The sequence below is a fragment of the Polymorphospora rubra genome (assembly GCF_018324255.1).
In the GTDB taxonomy this organism is placed as follows: domain Bacteria; phylum Actinomycetota; class Actinomycetes; order Mycobacteriales; family Micromonosporaceae; genus Polymorphospora; species Polymorphospora rubra.
This window is the reverse complement of sequence record NZ_AP023359.1, coordinates 3,811,715-3,830,910: the sequence shown is the minus strand read 5'-3', so window position 1 is coordinate 3,830,910 and position 19,196 is coordinate 3,811,715. Positions and strand designations below refer to the sequence as shown.

Below are 19,196 nucleotides of genomic sequence, written 5' to 3'. Positions count from 1 at the left end.
CACGCCGCCGGTCGGTTATCCGTAGTGCCCGAGACCGGCACGTTTCAAACGATTCGCACCCATGCGTTACAAGCCGTTGACAGAGTGTTTTCCGTATCGCAGCCTGGTACCGCCCCCCACCCCGGACAGGTGCCCCATGTCTTCGCTCCACCCCGGTGGTCTGCTCGCCCGCCGATACCGCCTCATCGACCGCATCGGCGCAGGCGGGATGTCCGTGATCTGGCGCTCCCGCGACGAACTGCTCGACCGGGTCGTCGCGCTCAAGGTGCTCGCCGAGGAACTGGCCGCCGACGCCCGGTTCCGCGGCATGGTCCGCGAGGAGGCCCGCGCCGCCGCGCAACTCGTCCACCCGCACGTCACCTCGGTCCACGACTACGGGGAGACGGTCGCGCCCGACGGCACCGTGACCGCGTTCGTCGTCATGGAACTGCTGTCCGGTCAGGAGTTGGAGTCCCGGCTCACCGAAGGACCGCTGCCCTGGCCCGAGGCCGTCGAGATCTGCGCCCAGGTCGCCGAGGCGCTGGCCGCCGCGCACCGGCTCGGCATCGTCCACCGGGACGTCACCCCGGCCAACATCATGATGACCGCGACCGGCGCGAAGGTGCTCGACTTCGGCATCGCCACCCACGTCGGGGCGCCCGATGAGGACGCCGACGGCGAGACCTTCGGCACCCCGGCGTACGTCGCGCCGGAGCGGCTCGACGGCACCCCCGCCCAGCCGGCCACCGACACGTACTCGTTGGGGGTGCTGCTCTACGAGACGCTGACCGGCCGGGTGCCGTTCCCGGCCAACACCTGGGAGGATCTGGCCCGAAGCAGGCCGGACACGCAGCCGCCGACCCTGTCCGGGGTGGCGGGTCTGCCGCCGGCGGTGGCCGAGGTCTGCCTGCGCTGCCTGGCCCGCGACCCGCGTGAGCGGCCCACCGCCCACCAGGTGGGGGTCGCGCTGCGCGCACAGCTCGCGCCCGAGCCGCCCGCGCCGGAGCCGGCCGCGCCGCCCGGGCGCACCTTCCCGGTGCGGCTCACCGTGCTGGCCGCCGCGTCGGTCGCGGCGCTGGCGGTGGCCGTACTGGTGTTCGCCTGGCCGCGCGGTGACCACCCGCCGCCGTCGGCGGACGGCCTGCCGGGCAGCGGCCCGCCGACGTCGTTGTTCTCCCCGGACGCGGTGCCGCCCGACGGTCCCGCGACCGCCGGACCGTCGGCCGGACCGACCCCGCCCGACGGGCCCATGCCGCCCGGCGGGACACCGACCGCGACGCCGCCGACCGGGCTGCCCCCGGGCGCCACCCCCGGGCCGAGCGGGCCGGCCTCCGCCCCGACCGTGCCGGAGGCGGTCGCCGACCTCGACCAGATCGTCACCGCCGGCCTGGCGGCCGGCGCGATCCGCGACGACGCCGGCCTCGACCTGCAGAACCTGCTGCGCAACCTGCGGGTCGCGGCGGCCCGGGGACCGGTCGACGTCCACGGCCCGGTCCAGCACCTGCGCAGCAAGATCACGCTGCGGGTCGACGAGGGGGCGATCACCCCGGAGTACGCCACCGCACTGCGCGCCGGACTCGACCGGCTCGCCACCGCCGGCTCGGCCCAGCCGGCCTGACCGCGCGACGGGAGGGGCGCCGGCGTTCGCGCCCCTCCCGCGGTATCACGGTCGCCCGCGCCCCCTCGTCGGTGTCACGACAGTCCGTTGAGGAACGGCCGGTGCGAGTTCTGGAACTCCCAGCCGTAGAAGCGGTCCCAGTTGATCGACCACGTCATCAGGCCCCGGAAGTTCGGGTTGGTGCCGCTGCGCGGCGTGTAGCCGGCGCAGTTGGTGCCGCGTACCAGGCAGGTGACCGCCTGCTGGACGGCCGCCGGCGCGGTGTAGCCGTTGCCGGCCGAGGTCGACGACGGGGTGCCGAACGCCACCTGGTCCTCGCGCAGCGGTGGGAAGACGTTGTTGGTGTTGCCGGCCACCGGGAACCCGGCGAGCAGCATGTCGGTCATGGCGATGTGGAAGAGCGCGCCGCCCATCGTGTGGTACTGGTTGTCCAGACCCATGATCGGACCGGAGTTGTAGTCCTGCACGTGCAGGACGGTGATGTCGTTGCGCAGCGCGTGGATCACCGGCAGGTAGGCCCCGGCCCGCGGATCCTGGCCGCCCCACGGCCCCGATCCGTAGTACTGGTAGCCGAGCTGCACGAAGAACGTCTCCGGGGCCATGGTGAGAATGAACCGGCTGCCGTACCGCTGCTTGAGCGACCGGACCGCGGAGATCAGGTTGACGATGACCGGGGTGGTCGGGTTCTTGAAGTCGGTGTCGCCGGTGTTCAGCGACAGCGAGTGGCCCTCGAAGTCGATGTCGAGACCGTCGAGGCCGTACCGGTCGATGATCGCGGCGACCGAACTGACGAACCGGTCCCGGGCGGCGGTGGTGGTGAGCTGCACCTGCCCGTTCTGGCCGCCGATCGAGATGAGGACCTTCTTGCCCTGCTGTTGCTTGGCCCGGATGGCGGCGATGAACTGCGCCTCGGTCTCGACGTTCGGACACTCGGCCACCGGGCAGAGCTGGAACCGGATGTCACCGGAGGTGACCGAGGTCGGCTCCCCGAACGCCAGGTTGATGATGTCCCAGGAGGCCGGTACGTCGGCCATCCGCACGTAGCCGGAGCCGTTGGCGAAGCTGCTGTGCAGGTAGCCGATGAGCGCCCGCTTCGGCAGCCCGGAGTTCGGCGGTGGGGTGGTCGGCGGTGGCGTGGTGGGTGGCGGCGTGGTGGGTGGCGGCGTGGTCGGGGGCGGCGTCGTCGGTGGCGGGGTCGTGGGTGGCGGCGTGGTGGGCGGGGTGCCGCCGCCGCAGGCCGCGCCGTTCAGCGTGCAGTCCGCCGGTGATCCCGAACCGGTGGCGATGAACCCGAACGACACCGACGCCCCCGGCGCCAGGCTGCCGTTCCACGAGCGGTTCCGGAACGTGAACCGCTGACCCGACCGGGTCATTTCGGCGTCCCAGAACGAACCGACCGAGGAACCCGAGGGCAGGGTGAAGGCCACCGCCCACGACGACAGGGCGGTCGCCCCGCCGTTCGTGACCGTGTACTTTCCCTCCCAGCCGGAACCCCAGTCCGACGTCTTGACGAACGTCGCGGTCGGGCCGGCGGCGAGGGCGGGGCCCGCCACCCACACCGCCCCCGCGCTCACGGCCACCGCCGACACCACGGCGAGCAACAACGACCTGGAGCGTCTCATCACCAGTCCTCCCAACCCGGCGCGGCATCGGCCGCCATCGAACAGTTGGCCAATTATTAGGACTGTTAACTGTTAATGTCCAGGGCAGGGCCCGCCGACCTGCCTGAAATTTGCCTCAAGTGCTCGCCGGCTAGAGCCGGATACGGTCACCGGCGCGGTCGAAGAGCAGCAGCAGATCCAGGTCGACCGACACCGTCATCCGGTCGCCGATCCGGGGCGTCGCCGGCACCGGCACCCGGACCACCAGGTCACCGGTGGTCGACTGGTCGTCGGGCAACTCCGGGTCGTAGACGGGGTAGAAGCCGTAGCGGGTCCGCGCCGTCGGCCGCCCACCGGCACGCTGGCGCGGGATGAGCCGTCCCAGCCCCGGCCACCGCCCGCCGCGCGCCGGCCGCTCCGGTTCGGCCAACAGCCCCGAAAGCGGCCGTACGGAATCCGGCAGTTCCAACCTCGACTCGGCCGGCGAGGTCGGCACGCCACCGGTCTCCAGGTGCACCAGCACCTCGTGCCCAAGGTTCTCCACCGCCCGTACGACGCCGTGCAGTACCGGCCCGTCGGCATCGGCCGGCGCCGGGCGGAGCGCGTCCGCGCGCAACGCCACCGTCGCCCGCTCGGTGTGCCGGCCGGCGAGGAGCGCCGAACGGGGTTCGTCGGGCGGAAAGTCGATCACCTGCGTACCCAGGTCGAGCACGACCCGGCCGTCGCCGGCGTAGACGGCGCACTGGAAGAGGTTGGCGCGCGGGCTGCCGAGGAAGGCGGCGACAAAGACGGTCGCCGGATCGCCGTACACCTGCGCCGGCGGGCCGATCTGCTGCAACACCCCCCGGCGCAGCACCGCGACCCGGTCGGCCATCGACATCGCCTCGACCTGGTCGTGGGTCACGTAGATCGTGGTCGTCCCGTTGCGCCGGGCCAGTGCCGTCAGGTCGGCGCGCAGGTCGGCGCGCATCCCGGCGTCGAGATGGGACAGCGGCTCGTCGAGCAGGAACGCGGCGGGGCGGCGGGCCAGCGCACGGGCGATCGCGACCCGCTGCCGCTGGCCGCCGGACAGGTTGCCGGGCAACCGGTGCAGTACGTCGACGATGCCCAACTGCTCGGCCATCTCGGTGATCCGGCCGGTCGCCTCCGGGCCGGGGTCACCGCCGGAGCGCAGCGGGAAGCCGATGTTCTGCGCCACCGTCAGGTGCGGATAGAGGGCGTGGTCCTGGCGTACCAGGGCGATCCCCCGGTCGCCGGCCTCGATGTCGTCCACCGGCCGACCGTCGAAACGCACCTGGCCGGAGGTGGGGCGCTCCAGGCCGGCCACCAACCGGAGCACCGTCGACTTGCCGCACCCGGTCGGCCCGAGCAGGACCATGAACTCCCCGGACCGCACGTCGATGGTCACGTCGTCGACGGCAACGGTGCCGTCGTCGAAGATCTTCGTCAACCGGTCGGTGGCGATGGCGACCAAGGCGATCACCTCCCGCCCCAATGGTCAGCGCTGAAACCGGCGGGCGCCAGGGTCTGGCAGGCAAAACCTCGGTACGCACGACGGTGGGCCGGCACCAGGCCGACCCACCGTCATCGACAAACCACTGTCGGTACGCCCCCGGTCAGTTCGACAGCAGCGGGTTGATGTTCGGGTACTGGACCGGGTCGACGAACTCGGTCACGTTCGGGTGCTGCACCACCGCGTCGGTGTTGCCGTCCTCGTTGAAGTCGAAGCCGACGGTGTCCTGGCGACCGTCGAGGTCGGTGTCCTGGACGAAGGTGTCGATCAGCCCGTTGAAGTTGTTGTCGAGGACGACGTTCTCCAGCGTCCCGTCCTCGTTGTAGTCGGTCCCGGCCAGGTCGACGGCACCGTCGCCGTTGCGGTCGGCGATCTCCTCGTCCTGCCAGCCGTCGCCGTCGGTGTCCCGCATCTGGGTCTCGAAGACGCCGTCGTGGTTGCGGTCGTACTCGCTGGCGTCGACCAGGCCGTCGGCGTCGTAGTCGTAGCCGATGAAGTCGACCTTGCCGTCGCCGTTCATGTCGGCGTGCAGCTCCACACTGCCGTCGGGCTGCTCGTGGACCGTGTGGTCGTCCCAGTTGCCGTCGCCGTCGACATCGATGCTGGTCGAGTAGTCGCTCATCGTGGTTCCCTCCGTGACGCCTCAGTGGCTTGTCTGTGGAACACGCTACGGCGCGCCGCGCCCCGCTTGCTCCCCGGATCGTGCCACCCCGCATCCGGCGATCCGGCTGAGATCCAGCACCGGCGGGCGGGTCGGGCCCGGACGCCCTGATGGGCCGGACATGGTCCGGCCCATCAGGTTTTCGCGGTCAGCTCAGGACGTAGGCGACACCGGTCGTGGCGCCGTCCCGTTCGTAGGAGACGAGCAGTGTCGAACCGGCCGGCAGCGGCGCGGTCAGCGGCAGGACGAGGTCCAGGTTGTTGCCGGTCACCTCGACCGTCTTCTGGGCCAGGACCTTGTTGCCGTCCCACACGTACACGTTGGCGGTACCGGCGGCCTTCGCCCGCAGTCGCAGCGTGACCGCGTCATCCGACGCGAACAGCTTCGGCACCGTGATCGTGTTCTTGGGAAGGGCCGGCCAGCCGCCCGGCGCGACCTTGTCCGAACTCGACTGCAGGATGGTCTGCGGCGAGTTGACGCTCATCGCGGCGGTGTCGGGCATGATCGGGGCCTTCGGCGCCGACGGCTGGTTCGCCAGTCCGTCCAGCGTCGCCACGCCCCAGCGCCACGGGTCGGCACGCACCCCGCTCCAGGTGGACCAACCCACCCGGGTCTGCGCCGTCAGGTCCTGCGTGTCGGAGTCGTTGACCAGGATGTTCATGCCCATCCGGGCCGGGTCGATCGCGTCCGGCAGCACGCTGAACGGGATCTTCGCCTCGATCCGGTAACCGACGTACGGGTTGCTGGTGACGACGGACGCCACCTCCATGCCCGGCGCGGTCTCCGGGCCGGGGCCCTGGTGGTTGTCCCGTTCCCGGGCGAAGCACGGCGGGTTGCCGTTGGCCGGGTCCTTGGTGATCGGGAAGAGCGCGACGTTGAACACCGTGGAGGTGTTGGCCGAGTCGCCGCGCGGGTCGATACCGAACTCCACGTTGTCGTTGCGCCGCGGACGCTTGCAGTCCTCCGCGGGCAGGACGGTGCCGAGTACGTCGTCGGTGATGGAGAGCATGACGTACAGGGCGTCGTCGGTGAAGGTCAGTTGCGCGGTGCCGGAGATGTCCTCCGCCGGCGCCGCCGTACCCTCCCACCGCGTCGAGATGTCGATGACCTCGCCGGTGTACTCACCCGGGCCGGCCGTGCCGTCGACCACCGGGGCGCTGCTCGCCTTGGGGATGGCGGTGACGGGTACGAGGTTGAAGACGCCCGGCTCGGTGGCGCTGCCGCCGTTGTGGGTCGTCTCGATCTGCACCGGGTAGGCGCCGTTGTTCGGTGCCCGGTTGGAGGTGGGCAGCGACGCGTCGCTGTTCGTCACCGAGAACGTCACCGCACCCTTGGCGCCGGGCTGCAGGTCGCTGTAGGGAAGGTCCTGCTGGGCCACCGTGAAGCCGGCCGGCACGTGCAGCTTGACCGTGCCGGACTGGGCCTCGTGGCTGTGGTTGTGGAGGTCGACCCGGACGTCGCGGGTGCCGCCGCTGGGGATGCTCAGCATCGACTCGATGAGCGCGTCGAGCGACTGCACCTTGTGGCGCTGGGTCCACTCCCGGAAGTTGCCGATCTCGGGCAGCGGTTCGAGGGTGCCGCGCACCGGCGCCGTCGCCTGGACGAGGGCGCTGCTGCTGCCGGCGCCGTCGTTCTTGCTGGTCAACGTGGCGTTCAGCCGGAACCGGGTGCCCGCCGTGAGGTCCTGGGGCGGGGTGACGGTGAAGGTCGCCACGATGTCCTTACGCGGGCCGATCCAGCCGATGTTGCCGCTGCCGCTGACGGTCCAGCCCTCCGGCGCGTCGACGGAGACCTTGCCGCCCGCGATCGCCTGCTCGGCGCGGACCACGGTCTTGACCTTGAACGGTACGCCGGCGAGCACCTCCCACTGCTCGGGCTGGACGTGCACCTCGGTGCCGAGCGGCAGCCCGCCCGGGGCCCGGAGGGTGGCGCCCTGCAGCGCCGCCGTGCCGGCGCCGACGTTCGGGTCCGGGTACGGCGTGCGGCTGTCGATGAGGGTCAGCCGGTTGCAGTTGATGTTGGCGGGGTTGGAGGACGGGTCGGCGCTGCCGCCCCAGCCCTGGGAGACGTACTCGCGGCGGGCCCAGGTGGTGACCTGGTTCCACCGGGTGCCGTCGTGCCGCGCCGATTCGTAGCCCTGCCAGGTGCCGAAGATGACGTTGTCGGGCCGGGCCGGGGTGAAGGTCGTCTCGCAGGCGGGGCCGGTGCTGCTCGAGCCGCTACCGCCGGACTGGAAGATCCGGGAGACCCGCCACGGCTTGAGCTTCTCCTCGGTGATCTGCTCCGGGAAGGCCGCCGGGTCGGCCGCGGCGTAGAAGGCCTCCACGGCGAGCATCGCGGCTTCCTGGTGGTTGCCGTGGTTGCCCTGGGTGGCCGAGGGGTTCATCGTGATGATGACCTCGGGACGGGTCATCCGCAGGACCCGCACGATCCGGGACAGGCTGCTCTCGTAGTTCCAGACCTGCTCGGTGAGCGGGGCGCTCGCGGTGTAGTAGAAGTCGAGCGCGTCCAGGTTGTAGATGTGTTCGATGCCGGCCCAGCCGACGGCGCGACGCTCCTCGGCCTCGCGCAGGATGCCGAGCTCCGGCCCCTCCTCCAGGCCGGTGGCGTTGCCCCCGCCCTCGCCGCGGGTCGTGGTGATGACACCGGCCTTCATGTCGTGGTACTCGTTCCAGTACCCCAACATGCCGAGCTGGCCGGCTTCGTCGTCCGGGTGCGCGCCGATGAACATGACGTCCAGGTCGACGGCATCCTTGCTTGGGTTGGCCTGAACCGGCTGAGCCAGGCTCAGTGTGAGCAGACCGCACATGGCGATCACGGCGGTGGTGCGCCATCTCATGGGCATACCTCTTATCTGGAACAGGGTGCTGCGTCCGGGGGACGTTTGTGGGTTCGGGGGACGGTCGCGGGTCCGGGCCGGGGCTCCCGGATGCTTCCTTCGCGCCCAGCCTTGCTCGATGGATAGCAACCGACAGGAGACCGGCGTCTGGTCTCACCGACGGCTACCGGGCCGGCCACTCTGCGGCAATGGCGCGACGACGCGCGCTCAGCGTGGATGACCGAGCAGTATGGAGCGGTGGCAGGGGAGGTTCCTTACCACCGGAAGGCCTTCGGTCGGTAACGCTAAGGATCTTGTCGCATCCTCGTCAATAGTTTCCGGGGACTTTCTTACCTCCCCGAAGAAACAAAGTCCTTCACTCCCACGCGCTCCTCCCCCACAAGGAGCCGCCGCACGACCGCCCGTACCCCTCCGACAGCCCGGTTCGAGGTGCCCCACAGGATGACTGCGACCTGGGAGAACATTCAGGCTCATCGTCACACCCCGGGCGCGGGCGACACACCTCGCACACACCGAGACCATCTCGTTACTTGACGAGTCTTTTTCTTCGCCGTAAGAAGAAACAATGTCTGGCGTAGACGGTCCACCGCGAGCCCGGTGACCCGCCGACGGTCGCGCGGGATCAACCGTCGCTCGGCGATCTCCGCCGCCCGACCGGGCCAACTGCTGTCCAAAGTGGATTCGACTGGGACGGCCGCGCCGCCCTGGGCCACGGTGACCCGGGCGTGCCGCACGGTGCCGTCAGGAACGCATCGACGTGATCCCGGCAGGGCATCGCCCGACGCCCTGACCGGACACGGTCAGGGCCTGGGCGGTGGGATCCGTACCGTCCGGTCCAGCCAGCCGTCGCCGTTGTCGTCGTACCCGCGGGTCTCGAACACGCCGTCGCGGTCGGTGTCGTGATCGGTCACGTCGACCAGGCCGTCGGCATCGGTGTCGCGGCCGACGAAGTCGACCCGGCCGTCGCCGTCGACATCCACCAGGATGTCGACGCCGCCGTCGGAGCGGGCCCGCAGCGTGTGGTCGTCCCACCGGCCGTCACCGTCGACGTCGACCCGGGTCCGGTAGCCCTCGGGCACGGTCGGCAGTTCCTCGGTCGCCCGCGCGATCCGGTCGCCGATCCCCGCGATCGGGCCGGCGCCCGCGGCGCCGAACCCGGATACCCGGTCGGCGCTCACCGGATCGGCCCCGGACACCCGGTCGACCGCGCCGATGGCCCCGCCGGCCGCGGCCAGCGGTCCCGCCGACGAGTGGCCGCCACGCATGCTCTGCGACGTGTAGGTGGTGGACTCGAACCGCTGGACCGTCCCGGTCCCGGTCTCGTGGAGTCTGCTCGAGCCGGAGGAGTCACCCTGGCCAGCGGTCGCGGTGGCCTCGCCGACCAGGCCGGCCAGCGGCGAGAGCATGCCGAAGAGGCTCGACTGGTTGGCCCGGGTCTCCACGGCGTGTTCGGTCGGGGCGGCACCGCCGACCTGGCTGTGCAGCAGTTCGATCTCGTCGGGGTCGAGCCGGTAACCGGCCAGGGCCGCCACCGGGTCCACGGCCAGTGCGGCGGCGAACGACGGATCGGCGACGAGCCGTTCCAGTACGACGTCGAAGTCACTCATCGGGATGCCTCCATCCAACGTGGCCCACGGTAGCCCCGCCCCGCGACCCGGTGTCCGTCAGTCCAGCTCGGGCATTGGGACGGGTTGCGGCCTCGGCCGGCAGGTGCCGCACTGCACGGCGTCCTCGACCACGAGCCCCTCGGCCCTCCCCCGCTGCTCGGAGCGGTGCACCTCCAGCAGGTACGGCCCGAAGCGGGCGTGGTCCTCGCAGACGCCGCGACCACAGAACCGGCACGCCCCCCGGGCCGCCTTCACACAGAACCAGCAGAGCATTCGTCCCTCCTCAGCCGATCCGGATGCCGGGGCATCCGACCAGGTCCATCGGGTTGCCCCGGATCGTGGTGGCGGCGCCGTCCGAGTCGGTGGCCACGACCGTCACGGTGATCCGGCCGGTCAGGTCACCGTGGTCCTCGTAGGCGAACGGGCCGATGGTGGCGTGGAAGGTGTCGCCGCGCGGCAGCATCGTCCGGGTGCCCGAGACGGCACCGGAGTAGCGCAGTTCCACCGTCAGTCCGGCGGCGGAGTCCCGGTCGTCCCGCACGGTCACGCCGTAGACCCGTTGCGCGGGCAGGACCCTGCTGCAGATGGCCGGGTCCTGCTTGTAGGTCAGGGTGAGGTCACCACCCGGGTCGGCCACCCAGCCGACGACCGGCGGCCGGTTCGCCGGTGGGGTGGTCGGGGGTGGGGTGGCCAACGGTGGGGTGGTGGGCGGGCGGGTGCCCGGCGAAAGCCGGCTCGGCGTAAGCGTCGGGGTCGGGGTCGCCGTGGGCGGGGTCGGGGTCGCAACGGGTGACGGGTCGGCGCTCGCCGGCGGCTCCACCGCCGGGGCGTCGGCCCGACCGGCGGCGGCGCCGGGTCACCGGTCCCGCACTCCGGCCGGCCACCTTCGGCCCGCCGGGGCAGCCCGTCGACCCGCACCTCACCGGTCGCCACCCGCGTGCCCCCGCCATCGACGGCGTACCGGGCGGGTCCGTGGTTGACGGTCACGCCCGCGGCGCCGGCGACGCGCAGGCTGAGCGGGATGAACGCCCCGCTGGTGCGTACGGTGTCGGCGAGCAGCCGGCCCCGGTCGAGGGCGAGTTCGGCGCTCGGGGTGACCGGCCGGGCCCCGGCGCTCCACATCGGCCCGACCGCGACCCGGCTGCCGGCACACAGCACCGCGACCGCGCCGCCCCGGAACTCCAGCCGCCCGGTCGACCGGTCGCGGACCCGGATGTCGTCTCCGGTCGCGACGTAGAGCGCGGAGCCGGGTTCCAGGGTCAGGCGCCGGCCGCCGAACGTGACGTCCAGGCGGCCCCGGTCGGCGGTGAGCCGGGCCCGGTCGGTCGGCATCTCCGCCCAGGCCGGGCCGGGCACCAGGTTGGTGCCGGTGGCCAGCAGGGCCAGCAGCAGGAGCAGCAGCACCAGCCACCACAGCCGGCGTTCGAACCCGCGGTCGATCCGGTCGTCGGCGTCCGGCGGCGGCCCCGGTGGCGCGGCCAGCGGCGGGTAGTCGGCGGTCGGGTGGACACCGGCGGCCGGCGCACTGCCGGGCGGACCGGTGGTGGCCGCGTCCGGGGCGGCGCCGAGCAGGACCGGCAGGCCGGCGGCGGCGGGCAGGGCCCACAGCCGGATAGTGGTCCGGGCGGTCGCGACCGGTTCCGGGTGGTCCTCGCCGGCCGGGCCGATCAGGGCGCCCCGGCGCAGTTCGCCGCCGCCGGGTACGGCGACCACACCCGACTCGACGAGCAGGGCGTCGCCGGGGCCGGGCAGGTGGATCGGCGTACCCGGGGCGAGGCCGGCCGGGCGGGCACGGGCGACCAGACCGAGGCGGTCCTCGGCGCTCAGGGCGCGCAGTGCGGGCGCCTCGGCGAAGAGCGTCTCGGCGTCGGCACGGTCAACCGGAAGCGGTCCGACGACGGGGCCGACCGAACTGGCGACGACGGACGGCGGGATGGCGAGCAGGGTCGTCCCGGCGGTGTGCCAGGACAGCGTGGCCGGGGCACCGGTGAGGGCGCTGGCCAGCCCGGCCACGCCGCCGGCGCCGATCCGTTCGCGGATCGTGCCGGCGGGGTCGCCGGGGTGGCGGCCCTCCAGGGCGCCGTCGACGACGACGTACACGGCGGGTTGGGCGGCTCCGGCGAGGACGAGTTGCCGACCGGCGCGGGGGCGTACCCAGCGGGCCTGGGTGGCGAGGTCGGCCAGGATCGCCGCCGGGAGCCGGCCGAGCGCGGACCGGCGCAGCGCGTCGAGGCGGCGCGGCCGGTCGGCGTCGTACCGGCGCTCGGCCCACCGCCGACGCAGCCGGTGCAGCCGGCGGCCGGCGAGGGCGAAGGCGGCGTAGACCACCGGCGCGGCCAGCCCGGCGATCACCGCGGCGAGCAGGATCCGGGCCGGCCAGCCGGCCAGCCACAGGCCGGTGACCAGGCCGGCGACCCGGTCGGTCCAGATCCGCCAGCCGAGGTTGACGGCGATGACCAGCCACAGTACGGCGAGCATCCCGTAGAGGGCGACCAGCCGGCCCTCCCGGTCGAGGTCGGCCCAACGGGGCGGACGGCGGCGCAGCCGGCCGACGACGTAGGCCAGGCCCCGGGCCCGCAGGTTCGGGATCTCCAGCCAGTCCATCAGCAGGTAGTAGCCGTCGAGGGCGAGGAACGGGTTGAGGTTGAACAGCGCGTTGAGATACCAGGCGAAGGCGAGCTTGAACGTCCACGGGGCCGCCGCGGGCACGAGGAAGCCGACGATCCCGGCGATCCCGGCGAGGACGAGTCCGGCGGCGGGGCCGCTGGCGGTGGTCAGCAGCCGGGCCCGCCGGCCGGCGAGCCAGACGTCGGTGGTGTCCACGAAGACCGACGGGATGCCGAAGTAGACGAGCAGGCCGGCGGCGGGCACCCGACGGCCGGCGTGCCGGGTGGCCAGCGCGTGGCCGAGTTCGTGGCAGGCCAGGGCGACCACGTTGAGCCCGAGCAGTACGGCGGCGCCAGCCGCGTAGGAGCCGCCGGTGAGAAAGACCGACTGGTCGCCGCGCCACCAGGTCCAGCCGAACAGGGTCAGGCCGGTGACCGCGACGAGGGCCAGCAGAACCGCGGCGCCACGGGTGAACAGCAGCCGGCCGCCACCGCGGTAGAGGAGGTCGACCAGCGGGTCGATGTTCGCCAGCACCATCCGCCGGCCACGCACGGTGGCCAGCAGCGCCCGGCCGAGGCGGGCCGGCCACGGGCGGCGGTGCACCCGGTCGAGCGGGCGCAGCGCGTCGACGGGCAGTTCGGCCAGCATCCGGTTGCCGGCGAGGTCGGCGACGACGCGGGTCACCTGGTCGGGAGCGAGCCGGCCGCTGATCCGGGCGAACTCGGCGACCAGCCGGGCGACGGTCCGGGTGCCGTCCATCAGCCGGGCCAGTTGCCATTCCTGCGGGGTCAGCCGCAGGTAGCAGGCGCGGCCCCGGTCGTCGGGCGAGCGCAACATCAGGTACGGCGCGCCGCGTACCGAGACGAGCTCGGCGGATTCGATGCCGGGGCGCAGGACCGGGCGGGCCCGGGCCGGGTTGAGCCGTTCGGCGACCGCGGCCCACAGGCCCGGGTCGGCGGGGCCGACCGGCTTGCCCGGCGCCCGGCCGGCGAGCGCCTCCCACACGCTCATCCGGCTGTCGACGACGGTCACGGCTCCTGCCCTCCGGTTCGCACTGCGGATCGCAGAGTAGGCCGGGAATTCGCCGGCGTCGATCACACGTCCGCAACCCGACAGCGTTCGCGCCGTACGGTCGGCGGGCCGTCGTCCGGCGACGGCGGAGAGTCACCGCACGCGGGGCGGCGACGCCCCGTTCGCCACAGCTTTCGCCATCTGACGATGCCCACCGACGACAGAGGTATCCAGCCGCCTCGATCGCCCTCCGTACGGGTATCCACCCGCCGACGCCGGTGGAACGGCGCGCCGGGTGGTCGGGACCCGGTGCCGCGGAGCAGGCCGTGGACGGGACCCACGGCCTGCTCCGTCACGTACGGGGTGCCCGCCGCGCCCGACCGTCCGGTGGCCGGCTCAGCGCAGGCTGACCCAGGCGGTCGCCAGCGTACGGCCGCCGGTGCGCGCGTGGAGCTGGACCGGTCCGGCCGGTGGCGGTCCCAGCGAGAAGAAGCCGACCTGGTCGATGGGGGCCTCGTCGTAGCGGCCGTCCGGGGTGCGGGCGGTGATCCGGCCACCGTTGGCCGGGGTGAGTTGGCCGACGATCCCGGTGCCGGTGACCTCCAGCTCGACGCTCACCGGCCCGCTGCGGAAGGCCAGGGTACGGGCGGACCGGGTGGTCCCCGCCGCGCGGACCGGGCCGGCCGGGGCCGGATCGCACGCCGAGTCGAAGATGAGTTCGGCGATCGCGAGGTCGGTGTCGACGGTCCGCCAGGCGAACGCCGCCAGCGCGGCGGTGAGGAACTCCTCGGGCACCGGACCGGGGTCACGCAGCGCCGCACCAAGCTCCGCGAGCAGGCTGTCGTCAGCATTCGGCAGCCACGGCTGCATCGCGCTCACCTCCGGTCGGCTCGGTGTCGGGGGCCGTCGCGAGAAACGGCGCGAGGGCCGGGCAGTTCCGTAGTTTGCGCAGGCACCGGGTCTGGGTCGGGCCGATGCTGCCGATCGGCATGCCCAGCCGCTCACCGACCTGCCGGTAGCTGGCCGGCGGGTCGGCGGCGAGCAGCGACAACAGTTCCTGGCAGCGTGCCGGAAGCTGGGCGAAGGCGTCCCGCAGCGCCTGGTGCCGTTCGGCACGTAGCAGGTCCTCGTCCGGGCTCGCCGCGTCGACCAGCAGCGAATTGGGTGCGTGCCCGGCGTCGTCGTACGGGTCGAACGGCTGGGTGCGCCGGCCGATGCGGACCAGCCGGTAGCACTCGCGCCGGCTGGTCGTCGCCAGCCAGGCGGCCAGGGCCCGCGGCTCCCGTAGCCGGTCCAGTTGCTCCACCAGGCGCAGCCACACGGTCTGGTTCACGTCGGCCGCGTCGGTGCGGTTCAGACCGTAGGACCGGATCACCGACAGCACCAGCGGGGTGTACCGCCGGACCAGTTCGGCCCAGGCCAGTTCGTCGCCGGCGGACGCCGCCGCGATCAGCCCGGCCGGCCCGGCCGTCGCGTCGACACCCTCCGGGCCGCCCGGCCCGCCGCCGACCGGATGACTGCCCCGCCCGCCGCCGCCCACCGGGCCGCTCGGCCCGCCTCCGGTCACCGGGGCACCGGCGGGTGCGCGGGGCGGCTCATCCGACCAGCACGCCGTAGTCGGGGTGCCAGCGGGGGCTGGAGAGAAGCAGCGCGCGGGCCGCGTCGGCGCCCAGCCCGGTGCCGGTCATCAGGGCCGCGAGCCGGCCGGACACGTGGGCGGCGGCGAACGACGTACCGGTCCAGGCGGCGAAGCCGTGGAACCAGCGGGTCGGGTGGCCGGTCAGCGGCAGCCGGCCGTCGACGTACGTGCTGGTCCGCTCGCCCACCGCGCACGCGTCGACCCAGGATCCGAAGCCGCTGTACGGCGCCGGCACGTGTCCGCTGCCGACCGCGTCGACCGCGCCCACCGCGACGACCCGGTCGAACGCGGCCGGCCAGGACCGCCGGCCCGTGCCGGCGTTGCCGGCCGCGGCCACGACGGCCGTCCCGGTCGGCAGCGCGGCGAGCGCGTTGGCCAGCGGGAGGGGGGCCACGTCGTCCTGGGTGAAGCAGCCCAGCGACAGGTTGACGATCGAGGTCGCCGGGGTGAGCCGACCGAGCGCCCCGGCAAGCATCTCCTCGTCACCGATCCCGGCGGCGTTCAGCGCGGCCTCCGGGTCGAACCGCACACCCGGCGCGGCCTGCCGGACCACGCCGGCGACGAAGGTGCCGTGGCCGCCCTGCGGCGCGAGCACGTCCAGGTGGCTGTAGAGCTGGTCCTCGTCGTCGACCTCGGGCAGATAGCGACCGCCGAGCCACTGTGGATGGCGACCGCCGGCGTGCTGCCAGATGCCGGTGTCGCAGACGCCCACGGTCACTCCCGCGCCCTCGCCGAGGCGGGCCGGGTCCGGTGGTGGCAGGGCCGACGCGGGGCGGGGCGGCCCGCCCGGGTTGCCCATGATGTTGCCGAATCCGACCGATACGTGGTGCGGCTGTACGCGTGGCGCCGGCTGCCCCGGCCACTGTTGCTGATCACGCAGTTTGGTCACCACCGACGGGATGTCGGCGGCCGGTTCGATCAGCAGCCGGGCGACCCCGGCGAATCCGGCGTTCTCCGTGACGCTGTGCCCGTACGCCCGCAGCCGGGTGACGACCCGGGCCTTGTCGGCGGGGGCCACGAGCAGCTGCCGGGGACGGTAGGCGAACTCCCGCCCGGGGACGGTGTGCAGACGTACAGCCGGATCGGCGGCGACGACCGAACGGAACAGCTCCTGGTAGGCCTGGTCCGCCTGGTCGGCGGCGAGTCCCGCCCCGGGCGGGGTGGCGCTCCCGGGTGGTCGGGCGGCGGCCGGTGTCGCCGCGGTGGATCCGAGCGGCACAGCGGCGGCGGCCAGGACCGGAAGACCGATCAGTCGGCGCCGCGACATCCGGCTGCCCGGGCCCGGCGCGGCGGGGTCGTCAGGCGGCACGGGTCCTCCTGAGGTCGGAAGGAGCGCAGGCCGGCAGCAGTCGAGGAGACGCTCGCCAGTGCTGGGACTCTATTCACCTCAATAGTTACCAGTCAATAGAGGAAGTGCTCACCGAACGATAAACAGCATTCTTCAGACATTGAAGATATTGACTGTAGATCAATCTTCGGCGATTCTCGTGGCATGGCCGAATTCACCGATACCGGTGCGGTTACGGCCCAACACGCGCTCGACGCCGTGCAGCGCTACCCCCGCGAGGCGATCACGATCGCCAGCCGGGTGCTCGCCACCGGCCCGGCGACCGGCGACGAGCGCTCCACCGCCGAACGGGCCATCGGCCTGGCCCTGCGGGAACTCAACGACCTGCCCGGCGCCCTGCGCCACCTGCGCCGCGCCGTACGGGTCACCGGCTCGCCGCGGACCCGGGCGCTGGCCCGGATGAGCCTCGGCTACGTGCTGGCCAACGCCGGTCACACCGCCGCGGCACTGCGTGAGGTGACCGCCGCACTCCCCCGGCTGACCGGCGCCGACGCCGGCCGGGCCCGGATGCAACGCGGCGTCGTACTGCACTACCGGGGCCGGTTCGACGAGGCGGTCCGCGACTACGGCCTCGCCGTCGACATCGCCCAGCGCGAGGGCGACCTGCTGCTGGAGGCGCGCGCCCGCAACAACCGCGGCCTGCTCAACTCGCACCGGGGCACCAGCCGGGGCGCCGACGACGACCTCGACCGCTCCGCCGCGATCTTCCAGCGGCTCGGCCTCGACCTCGCCGCCGCCGACGCCCGCTGGAACAGCGGCATCGCCGCCGGCCAGCGCGGCGACGTGGCGGGCGCCCTGCGCTGCTTCGCCGCCGTCGAGCAGGAATACCACCGGCTCGCCGTACCCCGCCCGGCCCTGCTGCTCGACCGGTTCGAGCTGCTGCTGGCGGTACCGCTCGTCGACGAGGCGGTGGAGGTCGCCGGCAGCGCCGTCGAGCAGCTCCGCCGCCGGGGCATGTCCTCCGACCTCGCCGAGGCGCTGCTCGCCCGGGCCCGGGCCGCGCTGCTCGCCGGCGACCTGGACACCGCCACCCAGGCCGCCGGCCAGGCCCGCACCCGGTTCCAGCGGCAGGGGCGCCGCACCTGGGCGGCCTTCGCCCGGCACGTCGAACTGCGGGCCGAGTTCTCCCGGGGCACCCGTTCGCCGGCACTGCTCGGCGCGATGGCGCGTACGGCCGACCGGCTCGACGCGACCGGCTGGCCCGACCCGGCCCTGACCACCCGGGTCGAAGCCGCCCGGCTGGCCACCGCGCTGGGCCGCCCGGCCCGGGCCGCCGAGCTGTTGGCGACCGCCGCCCGGGCCCGCCACCGGGGCACCGCGTCGCACCGGGCTCAGGGCTGGTACGCGCTCGCCCTGGCGTGCCGGCTCGCCGGCGACGTACGCGGTGCCGGCCGCGCCCTGCGCCGCGGGCTGGCGGTGCTCGACGGCTACCGGGCCTCGCTCGGCACCACCGAACTACGCGCGCACAGCGGCACGTACGGGCAGGAACTGGCCGCCGAGGGGCTGGACATCGCGGTCCGCTCCGGCGCGCCGGCCCGGGTGCTGGCCTGGGCGGAACGCTGGCGGGCCAACGCGCTGCGGATGCGCCCCGTGCTGCCGCCCCAGGATCCCGAACTGGCCGCCGCCCTGGCCGAACTCCGCCTGGTCAGCACCGCCCTGGAGGACGCCCTGCTCGCCGACCGCCCGGTACACGGGCTGCGCCGCAACCAGGCCCGGCTCGAACAGCGGATCCGGGAACTGGCCCGGGGCGCCGACGGCGGCGGCACGCTGGTGACCCCGCCCGGGATCCGCCGGCTCGCCGGGGTGCTGGGACCCGCCGTACTGCTCGAACTCGTCGCCCACGGGGAACGGCTGCGGGCGGTGCTGCTCCGCGACGGCCGGGCCACCCTGCACGACCTCGGCCCGCTCGCCGACGCGCTGCGCCACGTCGGCGCGTACCGGTTCGGGCTACGCCGGCTGGTCACCACCGGTGACTCGGCCGCCGCCCGGGCCGGCGTCCGGCACGCCGCCCACGCCCTCGACCAGCAACTCTTCGGCCCGCTGCGGTCCCATCTGGGCGACCGCCCCCTGGTGATCGCGCCGGTCGGCGGGCTGCACGCCGTACCGTGGTCCGGCCTGCCCACCTGCGCCGGCCGGCCGGTGACCGTAACCCCTTCGGCCACCGCCTGGCTGCGGGCCGCCGAACGTCCGGCACCGGACGGACCGACCGTCCTGGCCGCCGGGCCGCGGCTGCCCGCGGCCCGGACCGAGGTACGCCACCTCGCCCGGGTCCGCCCCGGCGCCCGGCTGTTCACCGGTACGGACGCCACCGCGGAGGCGGTCACCGCGGCGCTGAACGGCGCCGGGCTGGCGCACATCGCCGCGCACGGTCGGTTCCGGGCCGACAACCCGCTGTTCTCCACCCTCGAACTGGCCGACGGTCCGCTCACCGCGTACGAGCTGGAACGGCTGGTGAACCCGCCCGGCTGCGTGGTGCTCTCGGCCTGCGACGCCGGCCTGTCGGCGGTCCGCCCCGGCGACGAGGTGATGGGCTTCAGTTCGGTGCTGCTGGCCCTGGGCGCCCGCACGCTGATCGCCGCCGTGCTGCCCGTGCCGGCGGATCTCACCACCGTGTTGATGCTCGACCTGCACCGGCGGATGCGGGCCGGCGCCCGGCCGGCGGACGCGCTGGCCGGCGCCCAGGCGGCGTCCGGCGCCACCGGTACGGGCGCGGCACACGCCACCGCCGCCGCGTTCGTCTGCTTCGGTGCCGGCTGAGTCCGAAAGGCCCGCA

13 protein-coding genes are annotated in these 19,196 nt (G+C 73.6%); 2 read left to right on the top strand and 11 right to left on the bottom strand.

What is annotated here, in order from left to right; genetic code table 11:
* Positions 1–136 precede the first annotated feature (136 nt).
* Positions 137–1,597: a serine/threonine-protein kinase gene (locus Prubr_RS17590; RefSeq protein WP_212826781.1), complete on the top strand. Its 1,461-nt coding sequence runs from the start codon at positions 137–139 to the stop codon at positions 1,595–1,597.
* A gap of 74 nt (positions 1,598–1,671) precedes the next feature.
* Here Prubr_RS17590 and Prubr_RS17585 read toward each other — a convergent pair whose 3' ends face one another.
* The 11 genes from Prubr_RS17585 to Prubr_RS17535 all read right to left on the bottom strand — a co-directional run bounded on the left by Prubr_RS17585 (position 1,672) and on the right by Prubr_RS17535 (position 16,384).
* Positions 1,672–3,201 carry a chitinase gene (locus Prubr_RS17585; RefSeq protein ID WP_212828184.1) on the bottom strand — a complete coding sequence of 510 codons (1,530 nt, stop codon included), beginning with the start codon at positions 3,199–3,201 and terminating at the stop codon, positions 1,672–1,674.
* A gap of 148 nt (positions 3,202–3,349) precedes the next feature.
* The gene (locus Prubr_RS17580) at positions 3,350–4,672 is read right to left on the bottom strand and encodes an ABC transporter ATP-binding protein (protein ID WP_246568785.1); all 1,323 of its coding nucleotides are present in this window, start codon (positions 4,670–4,672) and stop codon (positions 3,350–3,352) included.
* A gap of 142 nt (positions 4,673–4,814) precedes the next feature.
* Positions 4,815–5,333 carry a hypothetical protein gene (locus Prubr_RS17575; RefSeq protein WP_212826779.1) on the bottom strand — a complete coding sequence of 173 codons (519 nt, stop codon included), beginning with the start codon at positions 5,331–5,333 and terminating at the stop codon, positions 4,815–4,817.
* Positions 5,334–5,520: 187 nt separating this feature from the next.
* Complete coding sequence (locus tag Prubr_RS17570; RefSeq protein ID WP_212826778.1) at positions 5,521–8,211, bottom strand: sugar-binding protein; 2,691 nt, start codon at positions 8,209–8,211, stop codon at positions 5,521–5,523.
* An 800-nt stretch (positions 8,212–9,011) separates the two neighbouring features.
* A complete protein-coding gene (locus tag Prubr_RS17565) occupies positions 9,012–9,818 on the bottom strand; it encodes a hypothetical protein (RefSeq protein ID WP_212826776.1) in 807 nt (268 codons plus the stop codon).
* 57 nt (positions 9,819–9,875) lie between these two features.
* A complete protein-coding gene (locus tag Prubr_RS17560; RefSeq protein WP_212826774.1) occupies positions 9,876–10,091 on the bottom strand; it encodes a hypothetical protein in 216 nt (71 codons plus the stop codon).
* Positions 10,092–10,101: 10 nt separating this feature from the next.
* Positions 10,102–10,455, bottom strand: a complete 354-nt coding sequence (locus Prubr_RS17555; RefSeq protein WP_212826772.1) for a hypothetical protein — start codon at positions 10,453–10,455, stop codon at positions 10,102–10,104.
* Positions 10,425–13,457, bottom strand: coding sequence for a cyclic nucleotide-binding protein (locus Prubr_RS17550; protein ID WP_212826770.1), 3,033 nt, complete (start codon positions 13,455–13,457; stop codon positions 10,425–10,427). Before Prubr_RS17550 ends, Prubr_RS17555 begins: the two co-directional genes overlap by 31 nt.
* Positions 13,458–13,832: 375 nt before the next feature.
* On the bottom strand, positions 13,833–14,306 hold the full coding sequence (locus Prubr_RS17545) for a hypothetical protein (protein WP_212826768.1): 474 nt from the start codon (positions 14,304–14,306) through the stop codon (positions 13,833–13,835).
* The gene (locus Prubr_RS17540) at positions 14,281–15,003 is read right to left on the bottom strand and encodes an RNA polymerase sigma factor (protein WP_246568783.1); all 723 of its coding nucleotides are present in this window, start codon (positions 15,001–15,003) and stop codon (positions 14,281–14,283) included. Before Prubr_RS17540 ends, Prubr_RS17545 begins: the two co-directional genes overlap by 26 nt.
* A 28-nt stretch (positions 15,004–15,031) precedes the next feature.
* Positions 15,032–16,384, bottom strand: a complete 1,353-nt coding sequence (locus Prubr_RS17535) for a S8/S53 family peptidase (protein WP_246568781.1) — start codon at positions 16,382–16,384, stop codon at positions 15,032–15,034.
* A 183-nt stretch (positions 16,385–16,567) separates the two neighbouring features.
* Here Prubr_RS17535 and Prubr_RS17530 point away from each other — a divergent pair, with 183 nt between their 5' ends.
* Entirely contained in the window at positions 16,568–19,180 is a 2,613-nt protein-coding gene (locus tag Prubr_RS17530) for a CHAT domain-containing protein (RefSeq protein WP_212826766.1), read from the top strand.
* Positions 19,181–19,196: the final 16 nt, after the last annotated feature.

Excerpts from the sequence above, each read along its gene's own strand:
- Prubr_RS17590 (WP_212826781.1), top strand. The coding sequence starts at position 137 with ATGTCTTCGCTCCACCCCGGTGGTCTGCTCGCCCGCCGATACCGCCTC.
- Prubr_RS17575 (WP_212826779.1), bottom strand. The coding sequence starts at position 5,333 with ATGAGCGACTACTCGACCAGCATCGATGTCGACGGCGACGGCAACTGG.
- Prubr_RS17570 (WP_212826778.1), bottom strand. The coding sequence starts at position 8,211 with ATGAGATGGCGCACCACCGCCGTGATCGCCATGTGCGGTCTGCTCACA.
- Prubr_RS17565 (WP_212826776.1), bottom strand. The coding sequence starts at position 9,818 with ATGAGTGACTTCGACGTCGTACTGGAACGGCTCGTCGCCGATCCGTCG.
- Prubr_RS17560 (WP_212826774.1), bottom strand. The coding sequence starts at position 10,091 with ATGCTCTGCTGGTTCTGTGTGAAGGCGGCCCGGGGGGCGTGCCGGTTC.
- Prubr_RS17545 (WP_212826768.1), bottom strand. The coding sequence starts at position 14,306 with ATGCAGCCGTGGCTGCCGAATGCTGACGACAGCCTGCTCGCGGAGCTT.
- Prubr_RS17530 (WP_212826766.1), top strand. The coding sequence starts at position 16,568 with ATGGCCGAATTCACCGATACCGGTGCGGTTACGGCCCAACACGCGCTC.